15 protein-coding genes and 1 tRNA gene are annotated in these 16,721 nt (G+C 71.0%); 3 read left to right on the top strand and 13 right to left on the bottom strand.

Translation table 11 applies throughout. The features are described from left to right. Positions 1-4: 4 nt before the first annotated feature. The 9 genes from D581_RS0100535 to D581_RS1000000139195 all read right to left on the bottom strand — a co-directional run bounded on the left by D581_RS0100535 (position 5) and on the right by D581_RS1000000139195 (position 8,084). On the bottom strand, positions 5-388 hold the full coding sequence (locus D581_RS0100535) for a hypothetical protein (RefSeq protein ID WP_018955267.1): 384 nt from the start codon (positions 386-388) through the stop codon (positions 5-7). A gap of 120 nt (positions 389-508) precedes the next feature. Continuing rightward, the gene (gene rbsD / locus D581_RS0100530; RefSeq protein ID WP_018955266.1) at positions 509-898 is read right to left on the bottom strand and encodes a D-ribose pyranase; all 390 of its coding nucleotides are present in this window, start codon (positions 896-898) and stop codon (positions 509-511) included. After that, entirely contained in the window at positions 895-1,824 is a 930-nt protein-coding gene (locus D581_RS0100525) for a ribokinase (RefSeq protein ID WP_018955265.1), read from the bottom strand. Before D581_RS0100525 ends, rbsD begins: the two co-directional genes overlap by 4 nt. 196 nt (positions 1,825-2,020) lie before the next feature. Continuing rightward, complete coding sequence (locus tag D581_RS0100520; protein ID WP_018955264.1) at positions 2,021-3,979, bottom strand: ABC transporter permease/substrate-binding protein; 1,959 nt, start codon at positions 3,977-3,979, stop codon at positions 2,021-2,023. Further along, a complete protein-coding gene (locus D581_RS0100515; protein ID WP_018955263.1) occupies positions 3,969-5,582 on the bottom strand; it encodes a sugar ABC transporter ATP-binding protein in 1,614 nt (537 codons plus the stop codon). The genes D581_RS0100520 and D581_RS0100515 overlap by 11 nt, the downstream gene beginning before the upstream one ends. After that, complete coding sequence (locus tag D581_RS0100510; RefSeq protein WP_018955262.1) at positions 5,579-6,595, bottom strand: LacI family DNA-binding transcriptional regulator; 1,017 nt, start codon at positions 6,593-6,595, stop codon at positions 5,579-5,581. Before D581_RS0100510 ends, D581_RS0100515 begins: the two co-directional genes overlap by 4 nt. 273 nt (positions 6,596-6,868) lie before the next feature. After that, positions 6,869-7,249 (bottom strand): helicase-associated domain-containing protein, encoded by a 381-nt coding sequence (locus D581_RS1000000138890; protein ID WP_026290046.1) that lies wholly within the window; start codon positions 7,247-7,249, stop codon positions 6,869-6,871. A gap of 14 nt (positions 7,250-7,263) precedes the next feature. After that, positions 7,264-7,614, bottom strand: coding sequence for a hypothetical protein (locus D581_RS1000000141140; protein WP_158688562.1), 351 nt, complete (start codon positions 7,612-7,614; stop codon positions 7,264-7,266). After that, the gene (locus tag D581_RS1000000139195; RefSeq protein ID WP_486585777.1) at positions 7,611-8,084 is read right to left on the bottom strand and encodes a transposase; all 474 of its coding nucleotides are present in this window, start codon (positions 8,082-8,084) and stop codon (positions 7,611-7,613) included. Before D581_RS1000000139195 ends, D581_RS1000000141140 begins: the two co-directional genes overlap by 4 nt. 439 nt (positions 8,085-8,523) lie before the next feature. Between D581_RS1000000139195 and D581_RS0100490 the strand changes: the two genes are divergently transcribed. Together D581_RS0100490 and D581_RS0100485 are read left to right on the top strand one after the other, a co-directional pair. Continuing rightward, a complete protein-coding gene (locus D581_RS0100490; protein ID WP_018955260.1) occupies positions 8,524-9,855 on the top strand; it encodes a cytochrome P450 in 1,332 nt (443 codons plus the stop codon). A 237-nt stretch (positions 9,856-10,092) separates the two neighbouring features. Beyond that, positions 10,093-11,184 carry a glycerophosphodiester phosphodiesterase family protein gene (locus D581_RS0100485; protein WP_018955259.1) on the top strand — a complete coding sequence of 364 codons (1,092 nt, stop codon included), beginning with the start codon at positions 10,093-10,095 and terminating at the stop codon, positions 11,182-11,184. 172 nt (positions 11,185-11,356) lie between these two features. Here D581_RS0100485 and D581_RS0100480 read toward each other — a convergent pair. Then, positions 11,357-11,444: transfer RNA gene (locus D581_RS0100480), tRNA-Leu, on the bottom strand. A gap of 163 nt (positions 11,445-11,607) precedes the next feature. Between D581_RS0100480 and D581_RS0100475 the strand changes: the two genes are divergently transcribed. Beyond that, positions 11,608-12,912 (top strand): DUF2254 domain-containing protein, encoded by a 1,305-nt coding sequence (locus D581_RS0100475; protein WP_018955258.1) that lies wholly within the window; start codon positions 11,608-11,610, stop codon positions 12,910-12,912. 66 nt (positions 12,913-12,978) lie between these two features. On the opposite strand, the gene D581_RS0100470 is transcribed toward D581_RS0100475, so the two are convergent. The 3 genes from D581_RS0100470 to eboE form a co-directional block, all read right to left on the bottom strand. Continuing rightward, positions 12,979-14,061: a sugar phosphate isomerase/epimerase family protein gene (locus tag D581_RS0100470; protein WP_018955257.1), complete on the bottom strand. Its 1,083-nt coding sequence runs from the start codon at positions 14,059-14,061 to the stop codon at positions 12,979-12,981. Between the two features lie 67 nt (positions 14,062-14,128). After that, positions 14,129-15,547 carry an alkaline phosphatase family protein gene (locus D581_RS0100465; protein WP_018955256.1) on the bottom strand — a complete coding sequence of 473 codons (1,419 nt, stop codon included), beginning with the start codon at positions 15,545-15,547 and terminating at the stop codon, positions 14,129-14,131. Then, on the bottom strand, positions 15,544-16,719 hold the full coding sequence (eboE, locus tag D581_RS0100460) for a metabolite traffic protein EboE (RefSeq protein ID WP_018955255.1): 1,176 nt from the start codon (positions 16,717-16,719) through the stop codon (positions 15,544-15,546). The genes D581_RS0100465 and eboE overlap by 4 nt, the downstream gene beginning before the upstream one ends. Positions 16,720-16,721 lie beyond the last annotated feature (2 nt).

Genomic DNA, 16,721 nt, shown 5'->3' with positions numbered 1-16,721 from the left:
TGCCTCACACCGTGCGCCGGAACTCCTTCATGGCCTCCGCGAGCGGCAGGGAGCCCTCGGCGAGGCGGCGAACGTTGCGCGCGAACCGCGGCGCCGCCGGCTCGTTGGCTGCCGCGTACCTGACCACCTCGCTCAACCGGAGCTCCAACAACTCCTGAAGGCGCCGGTAGTGGAGGGCGGACCCGAGGTCGGTCGCCGTCAGTTGTTCGCCGCTGTGTGCGGCCAGCTTCATCCAGGTGAGGAGGGCGGCATCGGCCGTCAAGAGTCCGGGGTCGAGGCCGCGCGCCGCAGCCGCGGCGGCCGTGCTGTCGACGCTGCGGGACGGGTCGGGGAGGGCTGCGGAGACCAACTCGCCCAGGAGTTGCCACTGCGTGGCCGTGAGGTCCACGTGTGGCAGAGGAGCTGGAGAAGACATGCGGACATGCCTAGCACATGACGCGCCCCACGCGGGGGCGTGCCCCGCTCTCGTACCGCCGTCAGATCGGCGGCCCGGACAGCGAGTGCTCGCTCAGAAGAAGACCCCGCACCGCAGCAGTACGTTCGCGTACGGCCGGGCCTCCCCCGTCCGTACGACCAGCCGGGCAGCCGCCGTGAGCGCCTTCAGTTCATCGTGCGGGACCACTTCCAGCCGGGGGAAGTGCCCGTCCAGGAGCGCCGCGGCCTCCGGGTTGGCGTCACGGATCTCCTGGGCGGCCGTCGCGCCCTCCACGACCAGCTCGTCGAGCAGGCCGTCCAGCACCTCGGCGAACGACGGGGTCCCGGCGCGGAAGGCCAGGTCGATCACGCGGGGGCCGGGTGGGATCGGCATGCCGGCGTCGCAGACCAGGACGCCGTCACCGTGGCCGAGTTCGGCGATCGCGCCCGCCAGGTGGCGGTTGAGGATGCCCGACTTCTTCACAGGGCGTCGACCTCCTCCAGCGTCGGGAACGACTCCTGCGCCCCCCGCGCCGTGACCGCCGCCGCGCCCACCCTGACCGCGAAGGCCGCCGCCTCCCGCAGGTCGTCGCCACGGCCCAGACGCCAGGCCAGGGCAGCCGTGAAGGCGTCTCCGGCACCGGTCGTGTCGAGGGCTTCGACCTTCGGGCTGACCAGGTGGTCCAGGGATTCCGTCCGGCTGTCCGCCACCAGGGCTCCGGCCGCGCCCAGGGTGATCACGACCGAGCGCGGGCCGAGCGCGAGCAGCGCCGGCGCCCAGTCGTGCGGGGACTCCCCCGCCCCGTCGCCGAGGATGTACCGCGCCTCGTGCTCGTTGACCACCAGCGGATCGCAGGCGGCGAGCACCTCCTCGGGGAGCGGGGCGGGCGGGGACGGGTTGAGGACGAGCCGGGTCTCCGGCCCCCGGCCGCGTACCGTCGCGGCCACCGTGGCGAGCGGGATCTCCAGCTGTACGGAGATGACCCGGGCGGCGGCCAGCAGCGGGGCCGCCGCCCGGACGTCCTCGGGGGTGAGGCGGCCGTTGGCTCCCGGGGAGACCACGATGCTGTTGTCGCCCGAGGGGTCGACGGTGATCAGGGCGACGCCGGTGGGGGCCCCGCCCACCAGGACGGCGTCCGTGTCCACGCCCGCCGCGCGCTGGGTCTCCAGCAGGAGGCGTCCGTGGTCGTCGTCGCCGACCCGGGCGAGGAGGGCGGTCCTGGCGCCGAGGCGGGCGGCGGCCAGCGACTGGTTGGCGCCCTTGCCGCCGGGGTGGACGGCGAGGTCGGAGCCGAGGACCGTCTCGCCGGGCGCGGGGCGGCGCTCGACGCCGATCACCAGGTCGGCGTTGGCCGACCCGACGACCAGCAGGTCGTACCGGTGCCGGTCGTCGGGGGCGTTGTCGTGCATGTGCGTGCTTCCTGCTTTCGTCGGTCCGGGGTCAACAGGCCGGTTCACGAGCGGGGTTCGACAGGCTGGTTCACAAGCCGGGTGGCGGTCGGGCTGGTTCACGCGCCTGTTTCAACAGGCCGGTTCACGAGCCGCGTCCAACAGGCTGGTTCACGCGCCGGATAGCGGTCGGGCCGCTTCACGCGCCGGGCGGCGTTCAGGAGAAGTCGGCGACGTTCTCCCGGGTGACCACCTTGACCGGCACCTTCACCGTGCTCTCGACCTCCTCGTCCTTCGCGGCCTTCACGGCGTTCCGCACCGCGATCTTGCCCAGCTCGGCGGGCTGTTGGGCCACCGACGCGTAGAGCGTTCCGGCCTCGACCGCCTTCAGGCCGTCCGGGGTTCCGTCGAAGCCGACGACCGAGACGGACTTCCCGGCCTTGCCGCCGAGTGCCTTGGCCGCGCCCAGCGCCATCTCGTCGTTCTCGGCGAAGACGCCGGTGACGCCGGGGTGCGACTGGATGAGGTTGGTCATGACGTCGAGGCCCTTGGTGCGGTCGAAGTCCGCGGGCTGCTTGGCGACCACCTTGATGCCCGGGTACGCCTTGAGTCCCTCGGCGAAACCGGCCCCGCGCTCGCGGCTGGCGGAGGTGCCCGCCGTGCCCTGGAGGATGACGATGCTGCCCTTGCCGCCGAGCTTGTCGGCCAGCGCGTCGGCGGCGAGCTTGCCGCCCGCCATGTTGTCCGAGGCGACGAGCGTCGCGGTCTCCGCCTCGTTGACGCCGCGGTCGGCGGCGATCACGGGGATGTCCGCCTTGTTGGCGCTGCGGACGCCCGGGCCGACGGCGTCCGAGTCCACCGGGTTGACGATGATCGAGGAGACGCCGGAACTGGTGAAGTTCTGGAGCTGATTGGCCTGCTGGGAGGCGTCGTTCTGGGCGTCGGTGACGGTGAGGTCGAGGCCTGCCTTCTCCGCCTCCGCCTGTGCGCCTTCCTTCATCTGCACGAAGAAGGGGTTGTTGAGCGTGGAGAGCGACATGCCGACCTTCGTCGTGCCGACGGACGAGCCGGAGTTGAAGAAGGAGACCGCGCCGACGACGACGGCGACGCAGAGTGCCGCGCCGGCCAGTTTGAGCGCTCCCTTGCGGCCGGCCCCGGGCGCGCCGGGGGCGGTGCCCGCGGAGGAGACCGCTCCCGAACCGGCCTTGCGGCGCAGGGTGTCCAGCAGGACGGCGAGCGCGATGACGACGCCGATGACGACCTGCTGCCAGAACGCCGACACGGAGAGGAGGTTGAGACCGTTGCGGAGGACGGCGAGGATGAGCGCGCCGATCAGGGTGCCGGACGCCTTGCCGACACCCCCGGCCAGGCTCGCCCCGCCGATGACGACCGCGGCGATGGCGTCGAGTTCGTACCCCTGGGCGGCCTGCGGCTGGGCGGAGACGAGGCGCGAGGCCAGGACGATGCCCGCGACGGCGGCGAAGAGGCCGGACAGCGCGTAGATGACGATCTTCTGGCGCTTGACGCGGAGCCCGGAGAGCCGGGCCGCTTCCTCGTTGCCGCCGATCGCGTACATCGAGCGGCCGATGAAGGTGCGGCCGAGGATCAGTGCGGTGATCAGGCCCATCGCGATCATCACGAGGACCGGTACGGGGAGCCACCCGCCGAGGGTGTCGCCGAGCACCGAGACGGAGTCGGGGAAAGCGATCGGACTGCCCTGCGAGATGACGAGGGAGAGGCCGCGGGCGATCGAGAGCATCGCCAACGTCGCGATGAACGGCGGGAGTTTGCCGTACGAGACGAGGGCTCCGTTCACGAAGCCGCAGGCGATGCCCGTGACGATCGCGAGGACGACGGCCAGCACGACCGGCACGCCGGCCGATGTCGCCGACCAGGCGAGGACCGTCGCGGACAGGGCCGCCACCGAACCGACGGACAGGTCGATGCCCGCCGAGACGATGACGAAGGTGACGCCGAACGCGAGGATGGCGGTGACGGCCGCCTGGACGCCGACGTTCAGCAGGTTCTGGGTGGTCAGGAAGTCGCCGGAGAGCAACGACATCGCCACCACCAGGACGACGAGGGCGCTGAGCGCGCCGTTGTCGAGCAGGACGCGGCGCATCACGGAGACTCCGCCGCCCGTTCCCGCGTCACTCTTGGCTGTCTCAGTGGCCACGGGGGCCCTCCTCTTCCTTCTTCGGTGCGGGGTGTTCGGTGGACGTCGGTACGTCGGTGGGGGCGTGGCCCTGGGCCGCGGCCGGGGTGCCGACGGCGAGAGCCATGACGGAGTCCTGGGTGGCCTCGTCGGCGGGGAGTTCACCGGCGATCCGGCCCTGGGCCATGACGAGCACCCGGTCGCTCATGCCGAGGACCTCCGGCAGATCGCTGGAGATCATCAGGACGGCGTGCCCGGAGGCGGTCAGCTCGTTGATGAGCTGGTAGATCTCGACCTTGGCGCCGACGTCGATGCCCCGAGTGGGTTCGTCGAGGATGAGGACCCGGGTGTCGGCCAGCAGCCACTTGCCGATGACGACCTTCTGCTGGTTGCCGCCGGAGAGGGTGCGCACGTGCTGGCCGAGGCCGGACATGCGGACGCCGAGCTGCTGGGCGATGCGGGCGGCGGCCGTGCGCTGCCCCTTGAGGTCCACGAGCCCGGAGCGGGTCGCGGAGCGCAGGGTGACCAGGCCGAGGTTCTCCTGCACGGAGGCGTCGAGGACCAGGCCCTGGCCCTTGCGGTCCTCCGGTACGAGTCCGATGCCGGCGCCCATCGCGGCGGGCACGTCGTGCCGGACCAGGCGCTCGCCGCGTACGTCGACGGTGCCCGCGTCGTACGGGTCGGCCCCGAAGACGGCGCGCGCCACCTCCGTGCGCCCGGCGCCGACGAGTCCGGCGAGGCCGACGACCTCGCCCGCGTGCACGTCGAAGCTGACGTCGTGGAAGACGCCGTTACGGGTGAGCCCGCGCACCGACAGCAACGCGGCTCCGGTGTCGGGGAGGTCGGGTCGTTCGCGCGGGTACTGCTGTTCGATGCTGCGGCCGACCATGAGCTGGACGAGTTCGTCCTCGGGGGTCGACGCCGGGACCTGGCCGATGCTGCGGCCGTCGCGGAGGACGGTCACACGGTCCCCGAGTGCGGCGATCTCCTCCAGGTGGTGGGTGATGAAGACGATCCCGACGCCGTCCTCGCGCAGTTGGCGGACGATCGCGAAGAGCTTGTCGACCTCCTCGGAGGTGAGCACGGCGGTCGGCTCGTCCATGATCAGGACGCGGGCCTCCAGGCTGAGCGCCTTGGCGATCTCCACCATCTGGAGCCGGGCGATGCCCAGTTCGCGGACCTTGGCGTCGGGTCGCACGGTGACGCCGACCCGGCGCAGCAGCTCTGCCGCGTCCTCGCGCATCCGGCGGTGGTCGACGAGCCCGTAGCGGCGCGGCTGGCGGCCCAGGAAGATGTTCTCGGCGACGGTGAGGTCGGGTACGAGGTTGAACTCCTGGTAGATGGTGGCGATCCCGAGCCGTTCGGCGTCCTGCGCGCCCTCGATGCGGACCTCACGGCCTTCGGCCAGGATGCGGCCTCGGTCGGGGCGGTAGGCGCCGGAGAGCATCTTGATGAGGGTGCTCTTCCCCGCGCCGTTCTCGCCGAGCAGGACATGCACTTCGCCTCTGCGGAGGTCGAAGTCGACGTTGTCGAGGGCCACCACGCCGGGGAAGGTCTTGCGCAGACCCTCGATGCGCAGCAACTCGTCCGGTGCGGTCACCCGTGGCTTCTCCGGTGCGGTCACCGGTCGCTCCTCTGGTTCGATGCGGCCCCGCCGCACGAGCGGCGTACGACGAGACGGGCGGGCAGGATGACGGACTGCGGGGCCCGTCCTTCGATCCGGTCGGCCAGCGCGCGCACGGCGGCCCGCGCGAGGTCGGCGGTCGGCTGGGCGATGGCGGTGATCGGCGGGTCCGTGTGGACGAACCACGGGATGTCGTCGAAGGCGGCGAGCGCGATGTCGTCGGGGACCCGCAGCCCTCGGGCCCGGATCGCGTCCAGCGCGCCGAGCGCCATCAGGTTGTCCGCGGCGAACACGACCTCGGGCGGCTCGGCCAGGGCGAGGAAGCGCTCGGTGGCCCTGCGGCCGCTGGCCGCCTGGAAGTCGCCCTGGCCGATATGGGCGTCGGGCAGGGCGAGCCCGAGCTCGCCCATCGCGTCCCGGAAGGCCTGGACACGCTCGTTGCCGGTGGTGGTGGCGGCGGGCCCGGCGATGATGGCGAGCCGGCGGTGACCGAGGCCGTGCAGATGCGCGACGAGGTCCTTGACCGCCCCCGTACCGTCGGCCCGGACGACGGGGACGTCGATGCCGGGGATCCAGCGGTCGACGAAGACCATCGGCGTGCCGCTCAGGGCGACGTCCCGCAGCAGCGGGGAGCCCCCGTCGGCGGGCGAGACGAGGAGACCGTCGATCCTGCGGTCGATGAGCGTGCGGATGTGGTGGTCCTGGAGCTCGGGCCGCTCGTCGGCGTTGCCGATGATGACGCTGTAGCCGAGGGCGCGGGCCTCCTCCTCGACGAAGCGGGCCAGCTCGGTGAAGTACGGGTTGAGCACATCGCTGATGACCAGGCCGAACGTGCGGGTCTGCGCGGTGCGCAATGAGCGGGCGACCGCGTTGGGCCGGTAGCCGAGGGCCCCGACGGCAGCGAGGACGCGGGTACGCGCCTCTTCGCTCACGGACGGATGGCCGTTCAGCACGCGCGACACCGTGGCGGCGGACACACCCGCCTCGGCCGCGACATCCTTGATGCCCGCCATGTCCGGACCACCTCCTTGTGGTTTCCGTACACCTCGAACCCCTTGCGCCGACCGGTGGCGGACCAGCCGCTCGACGCCTTGGAATCGATTACACGGACGATTGGAATCGATTCCACGAGCAAAAACAAGCCCCCCTCCCGCCTCCGAGACCGGATCGTGACGGGAAAGCCGGAGGCGCAGGGCCTTCAGCCCGGCTCCTCATTGACCGGCCGCGAGTGGTCCAGTGCTCGTCGGGGATGTCCACCCCTCCGTCGAGGAAATGGCTCGTCGCGCTCACGTCGGCAGCACGTACCCGCAGTACTGGACTCGCTTGCGGAAGGCGGGCAGGTCATCGGGGCGTACGGCGAGGTGGAGTTCGCCCAGCGGCGTGCACAGGGTGCGGAGTCTGCGGTCCCCGGCAAGGAGCAGGCTCAGCGCGCGGTCCGTGCATTCGATCAGGTGGACAGGGCCCCGGTCGGTGAGCCTGCCGGAGCGCGCCTCGACATCGGCGAGGAGAGTGGACACCGTGTCGGGCAGAACGTGGTCACTGCGGTCGGTGAGGAATGCGCGCAGCTCCCGCAGAGTGCGGCCGATGCCGAGAGCAGCGAGCAATGAGCCGGAGCTGAGCTGCCAGACCCGGTCGGCGGTCTGCGCGGCGTAGGCGCGAAGCAACAAAGTATCGGCGGTCGTCAGGCCGTCGGGGGCGACGATGTCGAAATTGCCGAGGACCTTGACACGTCGGACGTCGGCGGCGTCCTGCGTGCACGCTGAGGCGAGGTAGGCGTCTGCGGCGCCGGTGGCGTAGACGCCGAGGGGTTGAGGCGCACGGCGAGCAGACCGCCGTAGCGGGTGAGGCAGTCGAGATGGTCGGCGCCCCACTGGTGGTGGTAGTCGGTGCGGGCCCCGGCGGGCGCGGTGTGCCGGATGTCGATCAGTCCGAGGGCGGCGGCGTACTCCACGATATGGACGTCGACTCCGCGTGCCACGGCAGCGGTGAGCGCGGCGGTCAGGGGTGGGTAGTGGCGGGCGGAATAGGTCATGGCGAGGACTTCGGTGTGGGCGGAGTCGACCACTTCGACCAGGACCTGGGTGGTCGAGCGGGCCGGGACGCCGGGGGCACGTGCTCGCAGAGAAGTTGGTGTCCCGCCCGCCCGAACATCTGGCGCTTGAGCATCTTGATCCGGTTGACATGGCCTTCGACCGCGCCCGAGCTCCAGGGCAGGGCGAGACCGGTGATGACGGCATCGCGGTCGCGGTCGATGCCAGCGGCAAGCTTGGGGAGACCGGGCAGATCGTCCTGCTGGACGGCGGCGAGCCAGTCCGGGAGACGCTCGCCCTGGCGCTCGGTCAGCATGACCGCGAAGGCGCGGACGTGCCGGGTGGGCGCGTTGATCTCGGGGCAGTGGGTGCGCACGGTTCTGAGCAGCAGTTGTTCGGCCTCGGGAAGGGTTTCCGGTCGCCGGAGAATCCAACCGGTGACCGTTCGGGGTGAGGGCGGCCGGGCGACCACCGGTCGCGGGGAGGTGCGCTAACTCGCCGCAGGCGAACGGCCTGCGTCGGCACTTTCGGCCCGCGGCCGCAGTGAGCGGGAGGTTTGGCGTCCGCCATGTACACGATCGGAGTAACCCGGCCGGAGCTCTCTTGTCGTCCCGTCCGCCACGCGGGCACAGTGGAGCTGTTCGCCCTTGCCGACTGACACCCCCTTGAGGGGACGTGGCCACCCGAACCCAGGCGGCCCGACCGACGAAGCGATCGAGCAGACCACCGAGCCGTCGACCCGCGGTCGTCCTGCTGCCTGCACAGCAACTGCTTCGGAACAGGGCCATCGGATTCGTCAGGATGCGGGTGCCGCACCAGCGAGGAGTGAGCGCCAGTACGGCACTGAGTCAAGGGACAGCCTGTATTCAGGCCCTGGAGGCTCGACGCCATATTCGAGGAAAAGTGTGTCCATGACGGAAGAGACCAACACCGAACCGACCACAGCTCCCGGGCAGGGCAAGGCCGCCAAAGCCGCCGCACCCGAGCGTGACGCCGATGCCGGCACGCGTTTCGCGGCCGAGACGATCGACCTGCTTGATCCGCAACTGATGCGCGATCCGGTCCGCGCGTTCTCCCCGGTGCGCGAGCGGGCGCCGCTGGTCCGCGGTGTGATGCCCGGGGTGGAGCCGATGTGGGTGGCGACCCGTTACACCGATGTGCGCCGGGTGCTGTCCGATCCCCGCTTCGTCGCCGATCCCGCCCGCGTGCCCGGTGCCGAGCCCGGCCACCGCATCGAGCAGTTGTGGCGCGCCCGCGGTGCTCGCCCCGAGGACGCGAAGTACCTGCGCACCTCCCTGTTCGGTACCGACGGGCCCGACCATCATCGCCTGCGCCGCAGGGTCGTCCGGGCCTTCACCGCGGGCCGCGTCAACCGACTGCGCCCCCGTATCGAAGACATCACCCACGCCCTCCTCGACGCCCTCCCCGCCCACACCGGCCCGGACGGCGTCGTCGACCTGATCCCCCACCTCGCTCACCCCCTGCCGCTCAGCGTCATCTGCGAGCTCGTCGGCGTCCCCGAATCCGAGCGCCCGAACTGGTCCGCCTGGGGCGGTGTGATCACCGACGGAACCACCGGCACCGCCCTGGGCGATGCCCTGCACGCCCTGATCACCTCCGCGCACACGCTCGTCGACCACCACCGTGCCTGCCCCGGCGACGACCTCGTCTCCGCCCTGCTCGCCGCTCACGACGACCCTCTCACCCCCACCGAGAACGTCGCGCTGATCCTCAACATCGTCTTCGCCGGACACACCACCACCGCCAGCCTCATCGCCAACGGCATCGCCGCCCTGCTCACCCACCCCGGCCAACTCGCCCTGCTGCGCGACGACCCGACCCTGGCACCCGCCGCCGCCGACGAACTCATGCGCTGGAGCGGCCCCGGCCCCCGCGCCCTGCCCCGCTACGCAACCGAAGACCTCCACCTGAGGCAGTGCCCGATCCGTCGAGGCGAGGCGGTCCTGCCGGTCCTGGCCGCCGCCGACCGCGACCCCCGCGCCCACCTCGATCCCGACCGCCTCGACATCACCCGCCACAGCTCCCCGCACGTCGGCTTCGGCCACGGCCCCCACCGCTGCATCGGCGACCACCTCGCCCTCCTGGAGGCCCAAGTCGCCTGGACCGCGCTGTGGGACCGCCTCCCCGGTCTCGCTCTGGCCGTCACCCCGGACGAACTGGTCCGTGAAGCGGCCCCCAACTCCTGGAAACTGGCCAGACTGCCCGTCCGCCTCCACCCGTGATGAACCAGCGCCCCGCCCGCACCTGCACCTGCACCTGGTCGGACACCGGATGCGCTGGCTCCCGCCCGCTCAACGAGCCTGTTCATGCCCTCGACGCCTCTGACCGCGGCGCCGGTCGTACCGACTTGGGTTGGCAGGCCACTGTTCATGTCTGCGTCGGAGCCGGATGGCTGTCGTGTTCGCTCCCTCGCCTACCTTCTCGGGCGGAAGTGTAGAACGACTGAATAGAGGTTCCTGATGTCCCTGCGCCGTGTTCTGCTGAGCCTGGTGCTGGTGCCGTTGCTCGCCGCTCCGGTCACCGCCCGCGCGGCAACGGCCGACAGCCCCGAGAAGGCGTCGCACCAGAAGAAGCGCTTCGACCTTCAGGCGCACCGGGGTGGGCTCGGCATGACGACGGAGGGGTCCCTGGAGGGCTTCGGCAAGGCGCTGCGCCTCGGTGTCAGCACCCTGGAATTGGACACCCAGGTCACCAAGGACTCCAAGGTCGTCGTCACCCACGACCGCAGGGTGAGCGCCCAGAAGTGCCGTGACACCGCACCGGTCACGCCGGGCGACGCCATGTACCCCTATGTCGGCAAGCTCATCAAGGACCTCACGCTGCAGCAGGTCAAGACCCTGGACTGCGGATTCCAGCAACTCCCCGGACACCCGAACCAGGAGGTCGTCAAGGACTTCCGGATGGTCGAACTCAGGGACGTCCTGCACCTCGTCAAGCGCTACAAGGCCCACAAGGTCACCCTCAACGTGGAGACCAAGATCGAGGCCGGCGCGCCTGAGGAAACCGCACCGCGCGAGCTGTTCGTCCGCCGCGTGTTCGAGGAGATCAAGCGCTCGGGGATGGCGAAGCAGGTGACGATCCAGTCCTTCGACTGGGGTTCCCTGCGGGCGATGCACCGGCTCGCTCCCCGCTGGCCGCTGGTGGCCCTGACCAACCACGACTTCCTCCAGGTGGGCAAGCCCGGTGCCTCCCCGTGGCTCGGTGGCATCGACGTCGACGACTTCGGCGGCGACTTCGTGGACGCGGCTGCTTCCATCGAGGGCGTCAAGGCACTGTCACCCAACTACGGCTTCCCGCAGAACGGGAAGATCGGCGACCCGGGTTTCCGCTTCTACCCCGACAAGGCCATGATCACCAAGGCTCACGCGCGGGGCTTGAAGGTCATTCCGTGGACCTGCAACGACCCGGACACCATCGCAGCGCTCATGGACATGGGCGTCGACGGCATCATCTCCGACTACCCGAACCGGGTCCGCCAGATCATGACCGACCGCGGCATGCCTCTGCCGAAGGCGTACGAGCCTCGCTCGAAGGCTTACGAGCCCCGCTGAGGACGAGCCCGGACGTTCCGGCGCGCAGCGACGGCGAAAGCGAACCGCGGGCACCCGGACTCGTTCTCGGCGAACCCGCGGAGGGCCGGATCACATCACATCCACCGCAACAACAAAGCCGGCCAAAGCGACGAAGTGTCGCTTTGACCGGCTCTATTTGGTCGGTTGACCTTGGTGTCCGAGGGGGGACTTGAACCCCCACGCCCGATAAAGGGCACTAGCACCTCAAGCTAGCGCGTCTGCCATTCCGCCACCCGGACAAGGTGTCTGTCGTTCGCGGTGTGTTCCCCGCGGCGACATGGAAAACAATACCAGGGGTTCGGCGCGCCCTTCACCCGCATATCCGGTGGTCAGTGCGGTGCGCGTGCCGGTGGGAGCCCGGCCTCCCCGGTCCTCGGAGGTCCCGGGGCTACCTTCGCGTCCATGAGTGATCGCGGCTACCGCCGGCCCCGCCCGCTGTCCCCTCTGCGCGAGCATCTGCGCGACACGTTCTGGTCCGCCCCGATCATGGGGTTCGTCTGCGTGTTCGTGCTGTGGTTGATCGCCACCGGACTGGACGACGCGATCGTCACGCTGCTCCAGCGGGAGGAGGCGTACGAGGAGCTGGGCGAGCTGATGGCGTTCTCCCAGGACGCGAAGACGATCGTCACCACGATCAGCTCGGCGATGATGACCTTCATCGGCGTCGTGTTCAGCATCTCGCTGGTGGCGGTGCAGATGGCGAGCGGCCAGCTGACGCCCCGGGTGGTGCGGATCTTCGTCAGGAGCCGGATCAGCAAGCTCACGCTGACGGTGTTCCTGGCGACGTTCCTCTTCTCACTGCTGGTGCTCTCCTCCTACGAGAGCGAGAGCGATCCGCGCCGGGTGGTCTCGGTCCCGTTGGTGCAGAGCCTGCTCATCCTGGTGATGCTCGGGCTGAGTCTGCTGCTCTTCGTCGTCTACGTGAGCGCGACGCTGCGGCTGATGCAGGTGGGGCCGGTCGTGGACAGGATCGCGCGCGACTCGTTCCGGGTGCTGGGCCGGATGCCGAGAGGGCCGCGGGGCGATGACGAGCCGGGGCCCGAGACCGCGCGGGTGCTGCACGAGGGGCGGGCCGGGGTGCTGCGGGACGTGAACACGGCGCGGCTGGTCCGGGCCGCGCGGCGGCAGGGCGTCGTGCTGCGGCTCATTCCCCGCGTCGGGGACTTCGTGGTGCCGGGGACGCCGGTGCTCGCCGTCCACGGCGGGTCCGTGCCGCCGCCGCGCCGGCTGCGGTACGCGGTCTCCGTCTCGGTGGAGCGGACCCTGCACCAGGATCTGGCGTTCGGGCTGCGTCAGCTCGCGGACATCGCGCTGCGGGCCCTGTCGACGTCCGTGAACGATCCGACCACCGCCGTGCAGTGCCTGGACCGGATCGTGCAGTTCCTCGCGGCCGTGGCGCACCTGCCGCTCGGCGCCGTCCACCACCGGGACCGGGACGGGCGGGTACGACTGGTGCAGGACGGTCCGGAGTGGGACGACCTGGTCGATCTCGCCTTCGAGGAGATCCGGTGGTGTGTCGCCGGCAGTCCCCAGGTGACGCGCCGGCTCATGGCGGGACTGGACGACCTGCTGCTGCTCGTCCCCGAGGAACGGAAGAAGTCGCTGGTCAGGCATCGTGCGCTGCTCGTCCAGACCGTGGAGCGCACGGTGACGGTGGCCGCCGACCGGGAGTTCGCCCTGCAGCCCGACCGGCAGGGCATCGGGTAGGGCCGGGCCGTGGTGAGCGGTGCGACCGGGCCGCCGGAGGGACTCCGGCGGCCCGGGCTTCACGCATCAGTCGGCGCAGCGGCCCTCGCGCAGCGAGTGCAGGTGCTCGCTCGACTTGCGGGCGAACGCGAGCGACGCGACCGGGTTGTCGTGCTCCGCCTGCCAGTGGTGGTAGGTCCGGCCGCGGTGGGTGCGCCCGGTGACCTTGGACAGGAAGGTCTTGTAGTCGATGTCCCCGTCGCCCACGTCCGACATGCGGTAGCCGTCGCGGGTCGTCTCGTCGCGGACCCCGTCCTTGACGTGGAAGAGCGGGTAGCGGTCCGGGTGCTTCAGGACGTACTTCAGCGGGTCGAGCGGGGCCGGGCTGCCGTCCACCCGCTTGCTGAACCGGAACTGCGCGCAGTAGGCCCAGTAGATGTCCAGTTCCAGGTAGACGAGGTCCGGGTCGGTCTCGGCGAGCAGGACGTCGTAGAGGCGCACGTTCGGCTTGTCGGTCGCGAAGGAGAACTCCTCGGCGTGGTTGTGCTGGTAGAACTTCATGCCGCGCTTGCGGGCGGCCGCCCCGTAGGTGTTGAAGTCCTCGGCCGCCCGCTTCCAGCCGTCGACCGTGGAGCCGTAGCGGAACGGGCCCGAGGCGGTGCCGATGTGCTTGAGGCCGAGCGCCTGGGCGTCGTCGAGGACCCTCTCCAGGTTCTGGGCGAAGGTGTACGCGCCGGGGTTGTTGTCGTCGTAGTAGCCGACGTGGCTGCCGATCGGGTTGAGGCCGTGGTCCCGGGCCAGCCGCTTGAGCTGGGCCAGGGTGATGGGACCGGCCGAGCCCTGGGTGTAGCCCGCGAGTTCGATCTCGTCGTAGCCGTACTTCTCCAGTTCGGCGAAGACCGGCGCGAAGCCCAGCGTGGAGATCTGGTCGCGGAGGCTGTAGAGCTGGATGCCGAGGCGGCCGGGCGGCAGGACGGGCTTGCCCTTGCCGTGCCCGTGGTCATGCCCGTGGCCGTGGCCGTTGCCGTGTCCCTGGCCTCGGTCGCGGCTGTCGGCCTGGGCGCTCGCCGTGCCGATGATGGTGGCGGCGGTGGCTCCGGCGGCGACACCGAGGATGTTGCGGCGGCTCAGTCTGCGGGCGAGTTCGGTGTCCTTGGAGGTGCGGCTCATGTTCGGGTGTCTCCCTTGCTGGCCTGACGGGGTGAGTGGTGCGGTGCCGGGCGCGTGACGGGGAATGTCAGTGCAGTCCGGCAAGCTGGAGGAGCAGGGACTTCACTTCGGTGGCCCTGACCCGGTCGGTGAACGCGTGGGGGGTGGAGCAGAGGATGAGCGGACCTTCGTCGTCGCTCTCGGGGAGGCGGCCGTGGCTGCCGCGAATAGGTGAGGGGTCCAGGGGGACGACCGCCATGCGGTAGCGCATGCCGAGCTTCTTGCGGGCGACCGCCGAGACGGCCTTGACCCGGACGTAGGGGTCCTGGGGGTCCATGAAGAGCTCGACGGGGTCGTAGCCGGGTTTGCGGTGGATCTCGACGAGCTGGGCGAAGTCGGGGGCGCGGGCGTCGTCGAGCCAGTAGTAGTACGTGAACCAGGCGTCCTTCTCCGCGACGGCGACCAGTTCGCCGGAGCGGGGGTGGTCCAGGTGGTGTGCCTTCTTGCCCTGGTCGTCGAGGAGCTGCTCGATGCCGGGCAGGTCCGCGAGGGCCTCCCTGGTCGCCTCCAGGTCCTCGGGGCGGCGTACGTAGACGTGGGCGAGCTGGTGGTCGGCGACGGCGAAGGCCCGGGAGGTCATCGGGTCCAGGTATTCCATGCCGTCCTGGGTGTGGACCTCCAGGAGGCCCGCCCGGCGCAGGGCGCGGTTGATGTCGACGGGGCGGTCGACGCGGGTGATGCCGTATTCGGAGAGGGCGACGACGGTACGTCCCTCGGCGCGGGCGTCGGCCAGGAGCGGGGCGATGGCCCGGTCGAGGTCGGTTGCGGCCCGGTGGGAGCGGGGGTCGTCGGGGCCGTGGCGCTGGAGGTCGTAGTCGAGGTGGGGCAGGTAGCAGAGGGCGAGGTCGGGGGTGCGGGTGGCGATGATGTGGCGGGTGGCGTCAATGATCCACTGGGAGGAGACCAGGTCGGCGCCGGGGCCCCAGAAGTGGAAGAGCGGGAACGTGCCGAGCTTGTCGGTGAGTTCGTCGTGCAGGGCGGGGGGCCGGGTGTAGCAGTCGGGTTCCTTGCGGCCGTCGGCGTAGTAGACGGGGCGCGGGGTGACCGTCCAGTCGGTGTCGGCGCCCATGGCGTACCACCAGCAGATGTTGGCGACGGTGTAGCCGGGGTGGGCGCGGCGGGCCGCGTCCCACAGCTTGTCACCCTCGACGAGTCCGTTGTGCTGGCGCCAGAGCAGGACGTCGCCGAGCTCGCGGAAGTACCAGCCGTTGGCGACGATGCCGTGTTCGGCGGGCGTCGTGCCGGTGAGGAAGGTCGACTGGGCGGCGCAGGTGACGGCCGGCAGGACGGTGGAGAGCGGTGCTCTCGCGCCCTGCTCCCCCATGGCCCGGAGGTTCGGCATGTGGGCCAGGAGCTGCGGGGTGAGGCCGACGACGTCGAGGACCAGGAGGGGGGTGGGGCCGCTGGTCTCCTGTGCGGTTTCCGTGCCGGGTTCGGGAGTGCTCATGGCAGTTCCTTGAGGCCGAGGTCGACCAGGAGGTCGCGGGCGAGGGTGAGTTCGGCGGCGATACCGTCGGCGAGCTGGGTGCGGGTGCGGGGGCGCAGTTCGGCGGGCAGCGCCTGCCAGGTGTACGTCTCCACCTCCAGGTGCCGGGTCAGGGGCACGGGTCCGCCGACGAGCCGCGTGAGGGTGTCGCGGAGCACGGGCAGTGTCGAGGTCAGCGGGGGCGCCGGGGGCGCGTGGAGCGGTACGTGGAAGTGGGCGCGCCACGGGGTGCTGTCCGGGAGCGCCCGGCCGGTGACGGCTTCGTCCAGGTCGTCGGTGCCGCGCAGGCCTGCGGCGGTGCTGGTGCGGGTCTGGTGCAGGAAGCGGGGTTCGGCGAACGCGGCGAGCGCGGTGCGGACCTCGGGCAGGTGGGGGTGGTCGGCGTGCAGGGCGGCGGAGAGCTGGGACTTGACGACGCGGATGCCGGCGGCGGCCAGGGCGTCGAGTGCGGTGCCGGGGTCCTCGAAGGAGGTGGCGAGGTGGCAGGTGTCGACGCAGATCCCGATCCGGTCGTGGGCCACGTCGGTGAGCGGGGCGATGGCGTCGGCGGTGGTCTCGACCGTGCAGCCCGGTTCCGGTTCCAGGCCGACGCGGATGGACTTGCCGGTCATCTCGGCCAGGGCGTCGAGGCGTTGGGCGAGTGTGGTGAGGGCGGAGCGTGCGGTGCGGGCCGCCTCGGGGTCGCCGTCGTAGGGGGTGCGCCAGGCGAGCGGCAGGGTGGAGATGGTGCCTTCGGTGACGTCGTCCGGGAGGAGGGCGGCCAGGAGGCGGGCGAGGTCGGTGGCGTGGGCCAGGCGGTCCGGTTCGGTCCAGTCCGGCCGGTAGACCCGGTACTTGACCTCGTCGGCGCCGAATCCTTCGTAGGGGAAGCCGTTGAGGGTGACGACTTCCAGGCCGCGGCTGTCGAGCTCGGCGCGCAGGGCCCGGAGTTCGGCGGGGTCGTTGATCAGGGCGCGGGCCGCGTCCCGGGCGAGCCAGAGGCCGATGCCGAGCCGGTCCCGGCCGAGTCGGCGGCGGACGGGTTCGCAGTGGTCGCGGAGCTGGGCGCGGACGCCGTCCAGGGTTTCGGCGGGGTGGACGTTGGTGCAGTAGGCGAGGTGGATCGTCGAGCCGTCCGGGTGGCGGAAGCGCATGG

The organism is Streptomyces sp. CNB091 (assembly GCF_000377965.1).
The sequence above is the reverse complement of the archived record's forward strand: the minus strand, read 5'-3'. Positions and strand labels throughout refer to the sequence as shown.